The sequence below is a fragment of the Streptosporangium sp. G12 genome, assembly GCF_052983175.1.
Genome location: NZ_JBRIQO010000001.1, coordinates 162,439 through 179,282 on the forward strand (window position 1 = coordinate 162,439; position 16,844 = coordinate 179,282).

A 16,844-nucleotide genomic window follows, 5' to 3' on the forward strand; every position below is an offset into this window, starting at 1 on the left:
GCCGCTCAACGCCCGGCCGTGGCGTGCTCGTCCAGCATGGAGCGCACGTAGTCGATGACCTTGCCCATGGTGGCGACCTCGTCCAGCCGGAAGTTTCCCGGCCTGGCGGGCAGGCCGTACCTTTCCGAGACCCGGGCGAGGAGCTCCACCTGCTTGACGGAGTCGATGCCGAGCTCGGCCTCGAGAAGGACGTCGTCGGTGAACACCTCCACCGGGTACTCGAGGGCGTCGGCGTACAGCTCGCGGAGCTCGTCGCCGAGGTCGGCCGTCGAGTCCGCCTCCGGGGCGGGCTCGGCCGGGCCGTACTGGGCGAACTCCTGGCGGATCCGGTCGAGGATGGCGCCGCCCCGCTCCGCCCAGAACGCGGTGAGCCGCTCGGGGTCCGCGTCGGGCAGCAGCCCGCCGGGCATGATCGGAGCCGCGCCCAGCAGGCCCAGACCGCGCAGCCGCGCGGCGGCGCTGTCGATCGACTGGTCCGCGTCGCCCACCCCGGGCACCACGACGGGGTCCGTTTCCGCGAGGTTGCGCCTGACGAGCTTGCCGAGGACGCCGAGCGCGCCGCACTCCACGAACGTGCGCACCCCGTCGGCGTGCAGGGCGCGCACCGCGTCGGCGAAGCGCACCGGCTCCACGAGGTGGGAGGCCAGCACGCCGCCCAGGTCCTCGTCCCGCCCGTAGTAGCGTCCGGAGATCGCCGAGTAGACCGGCAGGCTCGGTGCGCGCGCCGGGATCCTCCTGACCGCGGCGGCGAAGGGGGCGACCGCCCCCCGCAGGAGCGGGGAGTGGAACGGCACCGCGGAGTCCAGCCTGCCGAACGAGACGTTCAGCGATCCGGCGACCTGCCTGAGGAGGTCCATCGCCGTCTCCGACCCGGACACCACACTCTGCGCCGGATGGTTCTCGGCTGCCACCGCCAGCGACTCGTCGGCGATGAGGTCGATGAGCAGCCGCGCGCGGGCGGGGTCCGCGGACAGCGCCGCCATGTAGCCCCCGCGCAGGTCGAGGCTCTCCACCGCCCGCACCCGCTGCCAGATCACCCGGGCGCCGTCGGCGACCGTGTAGACGTCCGCGCACGCCAGCGCCGCGATCTCGCCCAGGCTGTGGCCGGCCAGCGTGTCGGGCCGCCAGCCCAGCTCGGAGAGGGCGCGGAAGACCGCCACGTCCACGCCGTAGACCGCCAGTTGCGAGACCCAGTGGTCATCGGCCAGCAGCCCCGCCATGGTCGCCGGTTCACTGCCGAGGACGATCTCCGACAGTTTGCGGCCGCCCTCCGGGGCGGTCACCGTGTCGATCTCGGTGAAGACGGCACCGATGGCCGGATAGCGCTCCGCGGCGGCGAGCAGTGCCCTGCCGTCGAAGGCGCCCTGTCCGGGGAAAAGCCCGGCCGATTTCGCCGCGCGACCCTTCATCGTGATTCAACTCCCCTGGTTGGTTCTCACCGTTGGTTGCCGCTGTTCGGCGGTCGCAGAATCAGGCAGGTGGTCGTGGCGTGCGCGCACAGGTCACCGGAGGCGTCGGTGACCCTGCATTCGGCGGTGGCCGTCCTGCCACCCAGGTGGATGACCGAGGCGAGGCACCGGAGCGTCCCGGAGTGCACGCTCACCTGACGGACGAAGTTGCTCTTGACCTCGAGTGTCGAGTAGAGCACCCCGGCCGCCAGCATCGTGTGGACCGCGCAGCCCATGACCGTGTCCATCAACGTGACGAGCACGCCTCCGTGCACACCGCCGAACGGGTTGTAGTGGTACTCGGCGGGTTTCATGACGCCGATCGCGTGCCCCTCCGCCACTTCCGTGAGGCGGAAGTTCATCATCGAGCACGCGGGCGGCGGCGGCAGTTTCCCCTCGATCAGCGCGTTCATGCATTCCATACCGCTCATCGAAAGCCCTTCGCGGGCGAGGATGCCGGGATCCTCCCAGGAGATGACGTGCTCGCGACCGCCTGCCGCCCGGCTCATCACCCGCTCTCCCTCAGCGCGTGGCCGACCTCCAGGCCGGCACCGAGGAAGGTGGCACCTTCGGCGATCGGGGTGCCGGCGACCTGAAGACCGGTTCCGCCGATCACCGCCGTTTTCCCGGAAAGTCGCAGATCCATTTTCCGCTTCTCCTATGAATTGGATCCGAGTTCAACCTGTGTGGCTGATTCCGAAAATATCGGCCGCCAATAACCTGGCGCTCATTTGCGATTCACGGGCTATTCATTGCTCGTCAACCCGGGACGGTGACCTCGCGATCCACGAGGTTCTTCCGTTGGGATCGGGCGGCGGGACTCACCGCGCGTGACCGGTCACCGTGGTGGCGCACGAACCACCGCCACGGTGACCGGTCCGCGCCGTCGCCGTCCGTCCGCCCTGGCAGGCCACTCCCCCGGCGGAGATGGAACCGCGCGGAGACGAGGAAGGCCCCGCGGAGGTGGAACCGCGCGGAGACGGGCTCGGTCAGGGTCCGGATCCGGCAGGCAGCGGCGAAGCCTCCCGTTCCGGCCGCCGGCTCTCCCGCGCGCGATTCGGGGGCACCGACGAACCGCGAGCGGGCCAGGCCGGGTGTTTCCGTGGCGTCCCGCCTTCCGGCGGACGCCGTCGACGTCAGCCGGTGCGGGCCAGTCCGGGCCTCGCGGCCTTGACATCCGTGACGTCAAGCTCGGGCAGGCCGGAGAGCATCGCCTGGTGCAGCTCGCGCACCGTGGCGGAGGGTTCGATGCCGAGCTCGCGGACGAGCGTGGTCCGCAGCTGGCGGTAGGCCGCCAGCGCGTCACCGCAGCGTCCCGAGCGGTACAAAGCGATCATGAAGTGCCTGCAGAGGCTCTCGTTGTCCGGGTGCTGCCGGACGAGGACGGTGAGCTCGCTGAGCACCTCCTGGTGCCGCCCCAGATGCAGGTCCGCCTCGATGCGCCGTACCAGGGCGCAGAGCCTGGCCTCCTCCAGCCGCTCGATCTCCAGTCGCAGGATCGAACCGACGCCGATGTCGGCGAGCGCCGGCCCCCTCCACAGGGCGAGCGCCGACCGCAGCTTCCGCGAGGCCACCGCGTGATCCCCGGAGTCCATGGCCCGGTAGCCGGCGAAGGCCTGGCGCTCGAACTCCCACATGTCCACCGACCCGCCCGTGGGGGCCAGCAGATAGCCCCCGGGCCGGGTGATCAGCACATCCTTGGGGCTGCGACGGTGAAGCTGGCCGGACTGCAACAGCGCGGCCCTGACATGGCTGCGGATGTGGGCGATATACGTCTGCAGCGTTGTCTGAAAGCTCGGCGGAGGCGTATCCCCCCACAGTTCTTTCACCAGAGTCGCGGCCGGAATGACACGATCGGCGTGTGTGGCGAACATGGCGAGAACCTGGCGCGGTTTTGCCGCCGTCGGCATGAAGGATATCCCCGCCTCACATGCCGAAAGCGTGCCGAGCACAGCGATCTTCATTCGACTCCCCCATACCCTGGACCCCGACCTTTCCAACCTTGTTCACTCCTTGGTAAGTGGAGGCCAGGTTGGTCGCGATTGTCAACAGCATCGAATTCGGAATCGGCTGACCGTCTCACCGGTCGCCGAGGACCGCGATCGGGACCGGGTCGTCCCGGACACCGGGCGTAGGTGGTCCTCCCCGGGTGCGGGCCGCGCCTCAGCTGTACGGCGCGCTGCGCAGCAGGCTGCCGCGCAGCCAGCTCCGCGAATCGATCGCGTCGTTCCGCGTCGCGAACTGCAGGAACTCCTCCGCCCGCGGCGAGGCGGACTCCACGGCGGGGTCCATGGTGATCGTGGTGAATCGTCGCTTGCCGCCGCCCCATCCGGGACGGCGGGTGAACAGGTCGGGGCGAGCGGTGGCGATCACCAGCAGAGACGCCGGCTCCATGTGGTCGGCGAGGTCGTGAACGAAGTCGAGCACGACGTCGTCGGCCCGGTGCAGATCCTCCACGATCATCACCAGCGGGCAGTTCCGGGCGATCTCCCCGAAGAACCGCAGCGCGGCGGCCCGCGAGTCGCCCATGGCGCAGGGTGGCTCCCGCTCCGTCTCCGCTGCCACGAGCGGGCCCAGCAGGGAGAGCAGCCTGCCGGACTTCTGCTCGCCTGCCGTGAGGTGCCACAGCGCCCTGGCGGCCTTGTCTCCCGCCGTCCTCGCCGGAGCTCCCCGCATGAGACCGTCGACCGACGCCAGTATCGCCTCCTGGATGGCCAGCACGTTGTTCCTGGCGAAAAGCGGCGCGTGGCCGATCAGGAACTGCGTCCGCTCCGGCTGCCCCATGACCCGGCGCTCGAACTCCATGATCAGGTGGCTCTTGCCGATGTTGGCCTCGCCCAGCAACGTCACGACGTGCGGCACCCGGCGATGCCGTACCCGTTCGAGCAGGCCGAGCAGGACGCTCAGCTCGAGCTCGTGATCGGCGACGGGCGTCACAGGCGCCACGGGCACCACGGGCGCCGCGTGGCGCGGATCCGCCGCTTCGAGCCGCCATCGCGCGGGCGACTCGCCGACCGCCGTGTAGGTCATCGTCGCGGCGGTGGCCCGTCTGGTCTCGTCACACGCCCAGATCTCACCGGGCGGGACGAGGGACAGCAGGGAGTCGCACTCGTCCAGCAAAGGCCCGTCGGCCGAGAGCAGGGCACCGGTTCCGTTCGGGTCGTAGCGGACGATCGCCTCCCCCGTGGTCACCGCCGCCTGGACGGTGACCCGCGGCGTGGACGGGCCGTTCCCGCCGTCCGCACCGGAAGCCGCGCCGAGACCGCCGCGGATCGCCGTGGCGGCGCGCACCGCGTGCCGGACGTCCACCGCACGGTCGCCGGTGGCCCCGAACAGCGCCAGCGTCACCGATCCGATGGAGGCGACCGTGGTCCCGTCCATCGAGCCGACGACGTTCTTGATCAAATCGGTGAGGCCCTCGCGCACCCGGTGCCTGTCACCGAGTTCGGGCTGGGCGCGGACCAGCAGCACGCTCACCTGGCGGCGCTCGGTCGCCGGCACCGCGGGCGGGGGTGGAGGGGGGGCCGGGGGCGAGGTGTCCGGCGTGGTCAGCGTGATCGGCTCCGCCTGCGGTTGCGTGCCGGGCAGGTCCAGCCCGGCGTCCTGGGCGAGGATGGCCTGCTGCAGCACCTGCAGTTCCCGGCAGGGCTCGAGCCCGAGGTCCTCGACGAGGGCGGAGCGCACGCGGCTGTAGACGTTCAGCGCGTCGGCCTGGCGACCGCACCGGTACAGGGCCAGCATGAGCTGACCGCACAGGCGCTCGCGCAGAGGTTCCGTCCGGACCATCGCCGTCAGCGCGCCCAGCACGGACTGGTGACGGCCGCAGGCGAGCTCCGCCTCGAAGCAGTCCTCCGTCGCGTCCAGCCTGGCGTTCTGCGCGGAGGTGATCTCGGGCCAGGTGATGCCCGCCTCGACCAGGTCGGCCAGCACGGATCCCTGCCACAGCGAGAGGGCCTCGCGCAGCCGTACGGCCGCCGCGGCGGCCGAGCCGGCGGCCAGTTCGGCCCGTCCCTCCGACACCCAGCGGTTGAACCGGTAGAGGTCGATCTCGTCGGTGTTCACGCGGAGCATGTATCCGGGTGGCTGGGTCAGCAGTTCCACGGACTCATCGGCGCGGGCGCGCGAGCAGAGTGCTCCGCGCAGGCTCCACACCGCGTTCTGCAGGATCTTCCGCGCCGTCACCGGAGGCGCGAGCGACCACAGCGCCTCCATCAGCTGGCTGATGGGCACGGCTCTGTTCGCGTGAAACAGCAGGAACGCCAGAGTCGCTCGTTGCTTGATGCCTCCCAACGCGAGCCGCTGATCGCCGTCGACGGCCTCCAACGGGCCTAGCATGTGAAACCGCATCGCTTCCCCCAGACAAAGGGCCACGACCCGGTTCCCCACATGGATCTTCGCCGTGAGCGGACCTGGTGTCGTGACCAACCCCCTGCTGATTGCTTTTGGTGCGCTTTGCCCTCATATTTCCCTACGCCGCTGACACCGGCCTGACTCCGTCCTGATCTCTCCCCGCCGAGGGGCGGGCACGCGAACGGCCCCGGCCGTCGAAGCCGGCCGGGCCGGGATCGACGGTGCCGGACCTTCCAGGTCGGCCCGGGCCGGCGCGGCCCCCGCCGAAGTCGCCGAAGTCGTGCGGCCCGGCACTCGCCGGACACCGTCCGTCAGCACGGCGTCGCGCCCGTCGAGCGACCGGGCGATCGCGGTGGCCCGGCCGACGTCCCCGGCCCCGTCCGTTCGGGGGGAGTAATCGGACCTCCTGAGGACGGTAGGCCACAGGGAGATCCATTTAAGGTTTTGCACCAAACCGCACTCCACGTTGTCGTGACTTTCCCATTTCTTCAGATAATCGACTTAAGACGTCACTTACTGGCGCTCACCAAGGATGCAGATTTACCTGGGCAACATGCCGGTCTTGCCGTGGACAGAGGTGATGACGTTGTACTCCCGATGCCGCCCTCTCACGACCGTCCATCCGTTTCGGACGTCTCAGCCGGCTGGACGCCGCCCGCAGGCGCGACCGCGCCGGTACCGGCCCTGGCCCCAGCCCTGGCCCTGGCCCTGGCTGGACGATCGCCCGCGAAACAGCCCGGACCCGTCAAGACCCGCGACGCTGAGGACTCGTCCATCAGGTCCTCCCCGTTTGGGGGATTGAAACATGAGCGTCAGACACCGCATTTCACTTATAACGCGTATCACCCTGTTCACCGCCGCAACGGCGGCCCTGTTGTGCACACTGGTGGCCACAGTTCTCATGATCGCCATTCACCGTTTCAGCACGGAGGCGCTCACCGCGGAGATCGTCGCGGATGGCGGCCGGGTGGCCATGCAGGTGGAGCGGGGCAAGGTGGCCTATCCCCTTGCGCGAAACCCGTTCCGCCACATCCAGGTCGTCGACTCGCAGAACCGGGTCGTCTTCTCGACCCCGAAGATGCAGGGCAAGCCGCGCATGGCGACGTTCACCCCCGGCAACAGGGCCACCGCCAGATCCGTCGTGTGCGGCGGGGTCTTTCCTCCTGGCGAATGCGACATCGTGGTCGCGCAGTGGGCCTACCGGGAGGGTGGGAACTGGATCGTCTACTGCGCCTCCCCCGCGGTTCCGCTGTGGGTCGATCCGCGGCTGGCCGTGCCGGTCGGCGGTGCCGCGGTGGTGCTCACCGCGGCCATCACCTACCTCGGCCGCCGGATCGCCGCCGCGTCCCTCAAGCCGGTGACCGCCATCCGGGCGGAACTCGACGAGATCAACGAGACCTCCCTCAGCCGCCGGGCGCCCGTACCGTCCAGCGATGACGAGATCCATGATCTGGCCGTCAGCATCAACCACACGCTGAACCGCCTGCAGAACGCGGTGGAACAGCAGCGCCAGTTCGCCTCGGACGCCTCCCACGACCTGCGCAGCCCCATCGCCGCCATCCGTGCCGAGGTGGAGGACGCCCTGCGCGCGCCCCAGGAGACCAGCGTGACCAAGCTCGGGCGCACCGTTCTGGGCAGCATGGAGCGCCTTCAGGCGATCGTGCACGACCTGCTGACCATCGCGCGGCTGGACGCGGGGAGCCCGGGTGCCCACGAGGAGATCGACCTGGCCGAACTCGTCGCCGCGGAGTGCCGGATGCGCCACCACATGAGAAACAGCTGTGAGTTCTCCCTCGAGCCCGGCGTGGTGGTGATCGGCGACCGGTTGCGGATGGGCCGCCTCCTCACCAACCTCATCGACAACGCCGAACGGCACGCCGACAGCAAGATCACCATCAAGGTGCGGCGTGCGCCGGGCGACGAGTGCGACGGCCGGCGCTTTCCGCACGGCATCGCGGTGCTGGAGGTGATCGACGACGGGCCGGGCATCGATCCGGACAAGCGCGAGTCGGTGTTCCAGCGGTTCACCCGGCTGGACACCGCCCGCAACAAGGACGCCGGAGGCACCGGGCTGGGTCTGCCGATCGCCCGGCAGATCGCCGAGACGGGCGGAGGCACCCTGCGGATCGAGGACAGCCCCCGCGGCGCGCGTTTCGTGCTCCGCCTCCCGCTTCACGAGGGCGCCGCGCTCGCCTCTCCTCGAGACCCCGGCCTGTCGTTGAGGAGCGCGTCACCAGGTACACATAAGGCGATATGACAGGAAACGTGTGCTATTCGAGGGACGTCAAGCCTGGTAATAGCGATATGACAGGAAATACGATTTTCGAGTGGCCTCAGGTCCGGTAATGACGACGATCGTCCCACCGGCGAGATCTCCGGCGTGACCCGACAGGGAATTTCCCGGTGCCCGACCCGGGAACCGCGCACCTCGCGCCATCCCGCTCCCGAGAAAATCGTTCGCCTCCCCCGCCCGCCCTGCGCCACCATGGCCATAGCCATAGGTGCTCAGAGGGGCGGATGGCCGTGCCGGAATTACTCGATTCCCCCGAAGAAAAACCGCCCGCCCGCCGGTCGGCCGTTCTGCTGGCGCTGCGGTACTACAACAGGGAGCTGCTGAGCCAGTGGCGGATCGCCGCGCCCGCGCTGATCCTGCCGGCGTTGGGGAACACCTGCCTGTTCTATGTCGCGCCGCTGGCGGTGGGCGCGATCGTGGGGCGGCTGGCCGACGGCGGGGACGCCACCATCGCCGTGCTCGTGCCGTACGTGCTCGGCTTCGGGGCGGTGCTGCTCGCGGGCGAGATCCTGTGGCGGGTGGGCATACATTTCCTGAACCGCGCGGATGCCCGGGGCATCGAGCATCTCGGCGTGAAGGGCATGGACGCGTTGCTGGCCAAGGACGCCGCGTTCTTCCACGACAACTTCGCCGGTTCGCTGACCAAACGGGTGCTGAGCTTCTCCGGCGGGTTCGAGAGCTTCGTGGACACGCTCACGTTCTCGATCATCGCCAAGGTGGTGCCACTGGCGTTCGCCTCGGTGGTGCTGTGGCGGTATCACCCGCTGCTGGTCGTCGTCCTCCTGGGTCTCATCATCGTCACCGTTCTCCTCGTCGCCCCGCTCATCCGCCGCCGCCAGAGGCTGGTGGACCGGCGTGAGGCCGCCAAGGTCCGGGTGTCCGGGCACGTCGCCGACGTGCTGGCCAACATGGAGACGGTCCGCGCGTTCGCCGCCGAGGGCCGCGAGGCCGCGCAGCACCGGGCCCGGGTCGCCGAGCAGCGCAGGCTGACACTCCACTCCTGGGACTACGGCAACCTCCGGGTGGACACCGTCATCGCACCGCTGTCGATCCTCACCAGCACCGTCGGCCTGCTGCTCGCCGTCACCCTCCGCGGCGGCCTGGGCGTGGAGGCGATCGTGGTGACGTTCAGCTACTACTCGACCTCGATCGGCATCATGTTCGAGTTCAACCAGATCTACCGTCGCATGGAGAGCGTGCTCACCGAGTCCGCCCAGTTCACCGAGCTTCTCCTCACGCCGCCGGGAGTGACCGACCCGGACGACCCGCAACCGCTGCGCCCCGCCGACGCCGGCGTCCGGTTCGAGCGGGTGACGTTCGCGCACGCCGGCACTCCGCCCCTGTTCGACGGCTTGGACCTGCACATCCCCACCGGCACCAAGCTGGGCCTGGTCGGCCGGTCCGGCGGCGGCAAGAGCACCCTCACCCGGCTGCTGCTCCGCCTCATGGACATCGACGGCGGCCGGATCCTGATCGGCGGCCAGGACATCGCCCGGCTCCGCCAGGCCGACCTGCGCAGCCTGATCGCCTACGTCCCCCAGGAGCCCGCGCTGTTCCACCGGTCGTTGCGCGACAACATCGCCTTCGCCCGGCCGGGCGCCACCGACGCCGAGATCCGCCGGGTCGCGCGGGCGGCGCACGTCACGGAGTTCGCCGAGGCTCTGCCGGACGGCTTCGACACGCTCGTCGGGGAGCGCGGCGTCAAGCTCTCCGGCGGCCAGCGGCAGCGCGTCGCCCTCGCCCGCGCCATCCTGCGCGACGCGCCGATCCTGCTGCTGGACGAGGCCACGAGCGCGCTGGACTCCGAAAGCGAGACCCTCGTCCAGGAGGCCCTGTGGGGCCTGATGCGTGACCGTACCGCCCTCGTGGTCGCGCACCGGCTGAGCACCGTCGTCCGCATGGACAGCCTGGTGGTGCTCGACCAGGGCCGCATCGTGGAACAGGGCGATCACCACGAACTCCTGCGGGCCCAGGGTCCGTACGCCCGCCTGTGGCACCACCAGTCCGGCGGCTTCCTGCTCGAGGAGGACACCTCCGACGCCGTCCACCGCTGACGCGCGGGCGCCCCCGTCCCCCCGGCGATCTCTCGGAACCGGCCCGCCGTCCCGGCATGAACGAGGACATCGTGCCGGGTGGCCGCGCCGCCTTGGGCGGGCCGATCCACGAGAGGCCGGCGGCCCGGCCCGCCGCCGAGGAAGCGCGGACCGCCCTGCCGGGCCCGTCACCGAGGAGTCGAGCATCCGTCGATCCGCAACTTTCGCCGCGTACATGAAATTTTCATCGGCGCTGGGTCGTCCTCCCAGATCGTCAGGGCGGGCCGATCGCGGTGTTTGAGGTTCCGCGGCCCGCGTGCCTACGGTGCTGGCACCCGCACAGCGATCCGGTCATGGAGTCCCAAGGAGCCCACCATGCGCGCCCGCGTCGTCCCGGCCCTGATTCTGGCACTGCTCGCGCTGCTCGTCACCGCTCCCGAGGCCCGCGCACAGGTGGTGGGCGGCTTCGACTTCTCCCGGGCGCAGGTCTCCGTCACCGGCCTTCAGGTGCCCTGGGGCCTGGCGTTCCTGCCGGACGGCAGCGCGCTGGTGTCCGAACGCAACACCGGACGCATCCTGCGGGTGCGGCCGGGCCAGACGCCCACCGCGGTCGCCACCGTCAGCGGGGTGAGCGCCTCGGGCGAGAGCGGCCTGCTCGGCATCGCCGTGTCGCCCGCCTACGCCCAGGACGGCTGGGTGTACGCGTACTTCACCAGCACCGCCGGGGACAACCGCCTGGTCAGGCTGCAACTGGCCGCGCCCCAGACGCAGACGGTGATCTTCTCCGGGGTGCCGGGCAACACCTTCCACGACGGCGGCCGCATCGCCTTCGGGCCGGACGGCATGCTCTACGTGGCGACCGGCGACGCCGGCAACACCGCCAACGCGCAGAACCTCAACAGCCTCGCCGGGAAGATCCTGCGCATGACGCCCACCGGCGGCGTGCCCGCGGACAATCCGATCGCGGGCTCCCGCGTCTGGACCTACGGCCACCGCAACGTCCAGGGCCTGACCTGGGACTCCCAGGGCAGGATGTACGCCGCCGAACTGGGGCAGAACACCCGGGACGAGATCAACCAGATCGTCGCGGGCGCCAACTACGGCTGGCCGACGTGCGAGGGTACGTGCACCAACCCCTCCTTCCGCAACCCGATCGTCACGTGGACCACCGCCGAGGCGTCGCCGAGCGGGCTGGCCTGGGCCAACAACACGCTCTTCGTCGCCGCGCTGCGCGGCCAGCGGCTCTGGACGGTGCCGCTGACCGGCGCCGGGACGCCCGGCACGCCGCTGGCCGAGTTCCAGTCCGCCTACGGGCGGCTCCGCACGGTCGCGGTCGGGCCGGACGGCTGGCTCTGGGTGGCGACCAGCAACCGGGACGGCCGCGGCACCCCGGTGGCGCAGGACGACCGCATCGTCCGTGTCCCGCCGGCCACCCCCGGGGACGACACCTCCCCGCCGACCGCGCCGGCCGGCCTCGCCGCGTCGGGGACGACCTCCACCGGCACCACCCTGGCCTGGACCGCCTCCACCGACGACGTGGGCGTGAGCGGCTACGACGTCCTGCGCGCGCCGGGCGCGTCCGGCGGCGCCTTCACGCAGGTGGGGACCTCGGCCACCACCTCGTTCGCCGAGACCGGGCTCACCGCGAACACCACGTACCGCTACCAGGTCCGGGCCCGCGACGCGGCGGGCAACCTCTCGCCGGTGTCGAACACGGTGACGGTCACCACCCCGGGCGGCGGGGGCCCTGGCGGATGCTCGGTGACGGCGACCGTCCAGACGCAGTGGGGGAACGGGTACGTGGTCCAGCCGGTCACGGTCACCAACACCGGCACGTCCGCGATCAACGGCTGGACGGTGACCTTCACGCTGCCCGCCGGCCACGCCGTCACCGGCTCGTGGAACGTCGCGCTGTCCGTCATCGGGCAGACCGTCACGGCGAGGAGCTCCGGGCACAACGGCGCGCTCGGCCCCGGCCAGAACACCACCTTCGGCTTCCAGGCGAGCCGTCCGAACGGCGACGCCCAGGCGCCGTCCGGCTACCGGTGCACGAGCTCCTGAGTCCCGGCCGCGCGCCCGGTTCGGCCGCGGGCTCCTGGTCGCGGGGAGCCCCACCACGCCGACGGCCGCCCCGAGAGTCCGAGGCCGCGGCTCAGATCCAGCCGTACTGGCGGGCGATGCGCGCGGCCTCGTGACGGTTCGCGGCGCCGATCTTCCCTGCCGCGGAGGAAAGATAGTTCCGTACGGTGCCGGGCGACAGCGCCGCCCTGCGGGCTATCTCGTCCACCGGCGCTCCCTCGGCGGCCAGTTCCAGCACGTCGGCCTCGCGTGGAGTGAGCGGGCTGTCGCCCGCGCCGATCGCCTCGGCGGCGAGCTGCGGATCGACGTAGCGGCCCCCGCCGTGAATCGTGCGCACGACGTCGACCAGCACGGCGGCGGAGACGGTCTTCGGCAGGAAACCCCGTACGCCGGCGGAAAGCGCCCGCTTCAGGTGCCCGGGGCGGCCATGACTTGTAACGATCATGGTGTGGCACCCGGGAACCTCCTCATGGATCATGCGGGCCACGGTCACGCCGTCCAGATCGGGCAGTTGCAGGTCGAGCATCGCCACGTCCGGCCGGAAGACGCGGGCCATGGCGAGCGTGTCGGCGCCGGTGGCCGCCTGGGCCACCACGCTCAGATCCTCTTCGAGGGCGAGCAGCGCCACCAGGGCACCCCGGATGAGGTGCTCGTCCTCCGCGAGCAGGATCCGGATCGGCGCGCCGCTCACCGGACGTCCTTCCACCGGCCCGGGAACCGCCCGGTGTCCATGTGCGGCGGCACCACAGCGGTCACCGGGTCTCCTCCTGGGTAGCCACGGGCAAGGGCAACTCGGCGGTGAGACGGAACCGGTCGGGCGGCTCCCGCGTGGTGACGACACTCCCGCCGAGCGCCGCGAGACGTTCCGCCACGCCGGGAAAACCGTTACCGATCGGCCGCCGGCCATCGGGAGACTCCGAACCCGTCACTCCGTCGTTCTCCATGCTCAGCGTAAGCCGATCGGTGCCGCCGGTCGTCGACCGGTGCAGGGAAACCGTGCACGTCCGCGCCTCGCTGTGCCGCAGCACGTTCGTCGTCCCTTCTCGCACCACCCAGCCGAGCGTGCTCTGCACCTCGGCGGACAGGCCGCGCCCGTCGCCGATCACCTGGCAGCGCACCCCGGCCGAGGCGAGCACCGACCTGGCACCGGCCAGTTCCGTGTCCAGGTCGGCGGTGCGGTATCCGCGCACCACCGCACGCATCTCGGCCAGCGATTCATGCGCGATCCTGCTCACCTCGCGCATCTCGTCCACCGCCCCGGACCGGCCACGCTCGACCAACCGCGCCGCGAGTTCACTCTTGAGGGCCACCACCGACAGGTTGCGGCCGATCACGTCGTGCAGATCGCGGGCGAAGCGCAGCCGCTCCTCGGCCACCGCCAGCCGAGCGTGCGCCTTCCTGGAGTGATCCAGTTCCCAGACGCCCTTCAGTCCCCACATCGAGACGCGGTAGGTGAGCAGCCAGGCGAGCACGAGGCTGCCCAGGCCGATCGCGGCCGGGACGGCGACCGGCAGGGGAGCGCCCTCCATCCGGGACACCGCGAGCTTCGTCGCCACGGCCGCCGCCAGCACGCCGGCGGTGGCGGGGAACGGCACCGCCGATGACACGGCGACGACGAACGCGGTCGCGAGGACGACCACCAGGCCCGACGCCGGGCCGTCGGGGTGACCGGGCTGCGCGTCGGGGTAGGTCACGACCCCGGCCACCACGCCCACGACCGTGAGTCCGGTGGCCAGGGCGATCAGCCGCACCGGGCGGGACCGACGCCCCAGATAGTGATCCAGGCCCGCGTGGACGAGCAGCGCGCAGGTGACGGCGTGCAGGGCGATACAGGCCGGCATCACCCACCGCGCGACCGGCCCCACCGCTGGACCGATCATGACGGCGGCCCACACCGGTTCGAGGACGTACGCCCCGGAGAGCGAGACGCGGGTCCACAGGTCCCAGCGTTCCGCCTGACCACGCCGCCGCCACCGCCGCAACCGGTCCGTGAGCCCGCTTCCCATCCCACCCACCTCGTCATGATCGCACCCGTTCTCGCGAGACACTCCTACGGCCCGCTACGGCACGAACCGCATCTCCGGCCAGCGCGCGGACGGCCCGGCGAGCAACGCGCCCGGCCGCCCCAGCAGATGGCGGTCGAAGAACGCGCGGATGTGGACGCGCTGGACGAGCACCGAACGAGGGCCGTCGATTTCGCCGATCATCCCGGTGACCTGATCCGGCGGCAGTCCCAGCGAGTGCTGCCGGAGCAGCACCTGAAGGTCGGTGAACGAGGTGTGGCCCGCGCCCTCCAGCCGTAGCTCCAGCCGCCAGCCTCGCAGGCGGGACCACAGCGCCGCCCAGCTCGGATCGTTGCCCCGGCCGTGCTCCGAGCTGCCCACCTGCAGGAACGGCCGGTCCAGCCCCTCCCGCAGAACCGGCCCGAACATCGCGCCGTCCAGGTTGACGCCGGCCCTGACCCGCGAGTCCGCGTGCATGGTCGCGGCGGCGGTGGCACCACCCAGCGAATGCCCGAACATCCCGATACGGGACAGATCAAGCACACCGCGCAGTCCCTTGGGCACAGGCCGGCGCTCGGCGTCGACGACACGTCCGCGATTGAGCGCGGTCAACCGGTCCATGACGAAACGGGTGTCGGCGAGGCGAGCGGCCACCGCCTTGGTGGCGACGGGATCATCGGGGTCGTCGAAGTTCGGTGGCGGTGAGCTCGCCGCGTGGGTCTTCACCCGCCCGTCCGGGAATTCCACCGCTCCGGCGTCGTAGGTGTGGTCGATGGCGGCGACCACGTAACCGTGGCCGGCGAGATCCTCCACCAGGGCGGTGCTGGAGGCACGGTCGGCGCCGAAGCCGTGCGAGAAGAGCACCACCGGCAGCGGCCCCCGCCCTCGATGCACCGGCGCCCCCACTCGCCCATGCGTGACCGGCAGGCGTACGGTTCCCGCCGGAACACCCGCCAGGACGGCCTCCGCCAGCCTGGGCGTGAGCCATGGCGCCCGGGGGTACGCCTCCGCCTTCCGGGCCGGGTACCACAGCTGGACCATGAGCTCCCGGGACGGCGTGGCGGGCACCCACGGGTCGGGCCGTGAACGGTCGACCAGGTGGAGTGACACGGTCCCGACCTGCAGCGGGCCGGTGGGTTCCGGCAGCGTGAGCCGGACGGGCGCCACCCGGCCGGCGCCGAGGCCGGAGCCGACCTCGGCCGACGTCGTTCCAGCGGGTGCGGGGCGGGTGGCCCCGGGGCCGGCGAACGCGGGGCCGGCCACGAGCGCCACCCCCAGCGCCGACGCCAGCGCGGCGCGGCAGAGCGTCGCGACTCCTCGCCGGGGCGAGCCGGCCTGTCGTGGAGCCGCATCGGCCGTTCGGGGCCGGAGGGTCGGGGAGGGTCGATCGGGAATCGTCATGATCCCAGCCTCCGGCGCCGCCCGGACGTGCAGTAGTGCCGGTCCTCACCGGCTCGGGTGCGTCCCTCCTCGGCGGCCGATGACAAATCTCATGGGCGGCGCGGGTGAGGCTCGCCCTCCTGGACCGCGGCGCCCGCCGGACGGCGCCGGCGTCGGCAAGGCGGCCACAGGGGCAGGTCCTACTTGTGGTGCACGATCTGGATCAGGTTGCCACAGGTGTCGTCCAGGACCGCGGTGGTGACCGGCCCCATCTCCAGCGGCTCCTGGGTGAAGCGCACCCCGAGCCCGCGCAGCCGGCCGAACTCCGCGTGCACGTCGTCCACGGCGAAGGCGGTGGCCGGGATGCCGTCCTCCACCAGCGCCGTCTTGTACGGCTTCACCGCCGGATGCTCGTCGGGCTCCAGCAGCAGTTCGGTCCCGTCGAGGTCGTCCGGCGAGACGACGGTCAGCCACCGGTGTTCGCCCAGCGGGATCTCGGTCTTCTTCACGAATCCCAGCACGTCGGTGTAGAAGCGCAGGGCCTTGTCCTGATCATCGACGAAGACGCTGGACAGGTGGATCTTCATGGGGTGCCCTCTGGTTTTTCTGGCCTGAGCCACCGGGTCACGATGTGCTCAAGCGGTTCGGTGTTCAGATCGTGGAACTTGTAGCGGCCCTGGCGCCGCGAATGGACCAGGCCCGCGGATTCCAGGACGGCCAGATGCTGGCTGACCGCCTGGCGCGACAGCCCCAGACCATGCTTGGCCACCAGCCGCGAGCAAATCTCGAACAGGGTCTGGCCGTCCCGTTCCACCAGCTCATCGAGGATGCGCCGGCGGGTGGGGTCGGACAGTGCCTTGAAGACATCCTCCGCCACACCCCAAGCATAGGCAAGTCTCGGCTTGCCTATCAAGAGGCAAGCAGCAACTTGCCTGTCATACCGACCATCCTCGCGCCACCCGATCGAAGAGGCGGGCCCTGTCCGGCGGGAGCCGAGCGGCGAGCCCGACGGCCCGAGCCCCGCCGACCGGATCCGGACGCCGTCCCCGCCGGGAACAAATATCTACGGACCGGGACGGATAGTCCCGCGACCATGGGGCAGAGAGGCGCGCATGGTGAACCCCTTGGACATTCTGCTGGTCCTCCTGCTTCTCGCCGCCGCCGCCGGTCTGGTCGTCCGCTCCCGCAAACGCCAGCACCGCTGAAGCGGTTATGCCGCCGGACTTTCCCGGCGCCGCGACGACGATCGCCGATGGCG

At 70.9% G+C, this 16,844-nt stretch carries 13 protein-coding genes and 1 pseudogene; 3 read left to right on the plus strand and 11 right to left on the minus strand.

The window, feature by feature from the left end; genetic code table 11:
* Window positions 1-5: 5 nt before the first annotated feature.
* The 6 genes and pseudogenes from ACVCAG_RS00660 to ACVCAG_RS00685 form a co-directional block, all read right to left on the minus strand.
* Window positions 6-1,409: an acyltransferase domain-containing protein gene (locus ACVCAG_RS00660; protein ID WP_440086344.1), complete on the minus strand. Its 1,404-nt coding sequence runs from the start codon at window positions 1,407-1,409 to the stop codon at window positions 6-8.
* A 26-nt stretch (window positions 1,410-1,435) separates the two neighbouring features.
* Window positions 1,436-1,957 carry a hotdog fold thioesterase gene (locus ACVCAG_RS00665; protein ID WP_440086343.1) on the minus strand — a complete coding sequence of 174 codons (522 nt, stop codon included), beginning with the start codon at window positions 1,955-1,957 and terminating at the stop codon, window positions 1,436-1,438.
* The gene (locus ACVCAG_RS00670) at window positions 1,957-2,094 is read right to left on the minus strand and encodes a hypothetical protein (protein ID WP_447189287.1); all 138 of its coding nucleotides are present in this window, start codon (window positions 2,092-2,094) and stop codon (window positions 1,957-1,959) included. Before ACVCAG_RS00670 ends, ACVCAG_RS00665 begins: the two co-directional genes overlap by 1 nt.
* 490 nt (window positions 2,095-2,584) lie before the next feature.
* Window positions 2,585-3,142 (minus strand): AfsR/SARP family transcriptional regulator, encoded by a 558-nt coding sequence (locus ACVCAG_RS00675; RefSeq protein WP_447189425.1) that lies wholly within the window; start codon window positions 3,140-3,142, stop codon window positions 2,585-2,587.
* A gap of 57 nt (window positions 3,143-3,199) precedes the next feature.
* Window positions 3,200-3,412 (minus strand): annotated as a pseudogene (locus tag ACVCAG_RS00680) (AfsR/SARP family transcriptional regulator); the annotation flags it as partial.
* A 199-nt stretch (window positions 3,413-3,611) separates the two neighbouring features.
* The gene (locus ACVCAG_RS00685; RefSeq protein WP_447189288.1) at window positions 3,612-5,783 is read right to left on the minus strand and encodes a BTAD domain-containing putative transcriptional regulator; all 2,172 of its coding nucleotides are present in this window, start codon (window positions 5,781-5,783) and stop codon (window positions 3,612-3,614) included.
* A gap of 901 nt (window positions 5,784-6,684) precedes the next feature.
* On the opposite strand from ACVCAG_RS00685, the gene ACVCAG_RS00690 reads away from it, so the two are divergent.
* The 3 genes from ACVCAG_RS00690 to ACVCAG_RS00700 all read left to right on the plus strand — a co-directional run bounded on the left by ACVCAG_RS00690 (window position 6,685) and on the right by ACVCAG_RS00700 (window position 12,185).
* Window positions 6,685-8,055, plus strand: coding sequence for a sensor histidine kinase (locus ACVCAG_RS00690; protein WP_447189289.1), 1,371 nt, complete (start codon window positions 6,685-6,687; stop codon window positions 8,053-8,055).
* A gap of 266 nt (window positions 8,056-8,321) precedes the next feature.
* The gene (locus ACVCAG_RS00695; RefSeq protein ID WP_447189290.1) at window positions 8,322-10,145 is read left to right on the plus strand and encodes an ABC transporter ATP-binding protein; all 1,824 of its coding nucleotides are present in this window, start codon (window positions 8,322-8,324) and stop codon (window positions 10,143-10,145) included.
* A 354-nt stretch (window positions 10,146-10,499) separates the two neighbouring features.
* Window positions 10,500-12,185 carry a PQQ-dependent sugar dehydrogenase gene (locus ACVCAG_RS00700; protein ID WP_447189291.1) on the plus strand — a complete coding sequence of 562 codons (1,686 nt, stop codon included), beginning with the start codon at window positions 10,500-10,502 and terminating at the stop codon, window positions 12,183-12,185.
* Between the two features lie 91 nt (window positions 12,186-12,276).
* On the opposite strand, the gene ACVCAG_RS00705 is transcribed toward ACVCAG_RS00700, so the two are convergent.
* The 5 genes from ACVCAG_RS00705 to ACVCAG_RS00725 form a co-directional block, all read right to left on the minus strand.
* Window positions 12,277-12,894, minus strand: coding sequence for a response regulator (locus ACVCAG_RS00705; protein ID WP_440086337.1), 618 nt, complete (start codon window positions 12,892-12,894; stop codon window positions 12,277-12,279).
* Window positions 12,895-12,955: 61 nt separating this feature from the next.
* Window positions 12,956-14,209 (minus strand): sensor histidine kinase, encoded by a 1,254-nt coding sequence (locus tag ACVCAG_RS00710; protein WP_447189292.1) that lies wholly within the window; start codon window positions 14,207-14,209, stop codon window positions 12,956-12,958.
* 54 nt (window positions 14,210-14,263) lie between these two features.
* Window positions 14,264-15,607: an alpha/beta hydrolase gene (locus tag ACVCAG_RS00715; RefSeq protein ID WP_447189293.1), complete on the minus strand. Its 1,344-nt coding sequence runs from the start codon at window positions 15,605-15,607 to the stop codon at window positions 14,264-14,266.
* Between the two features lie 179 nt (window positions 15,608-15,786).
* Window positions 15,787-16,173, minus strand: coding sequence for a VOC family protein (locus ACVCAG_RS00720; RefSeq protein WP_440086334.1), 387 nt, complete (start codon window positions 16,171-16,173; stop codon window positions 15,787-15,789).
* Window positions 16,170-16,463, minus strand: coding sequence for a metalloregulator ArsR/SmtB family transcription factor (locus ACVCAG_RS00725; RefSeq protein ID WP_440086333.1), 294 nt, complete (start codon window positions 16,461-16,463; stop codon window positions 16,170-16,172). Before ACVCAG_RS00725 ends, ACVCAG_RS00720 begins: the two co-directional genes overlap by 4 nt.
* Window positions 16,464-16,844 lie beyond the last annotated feature (381 nt).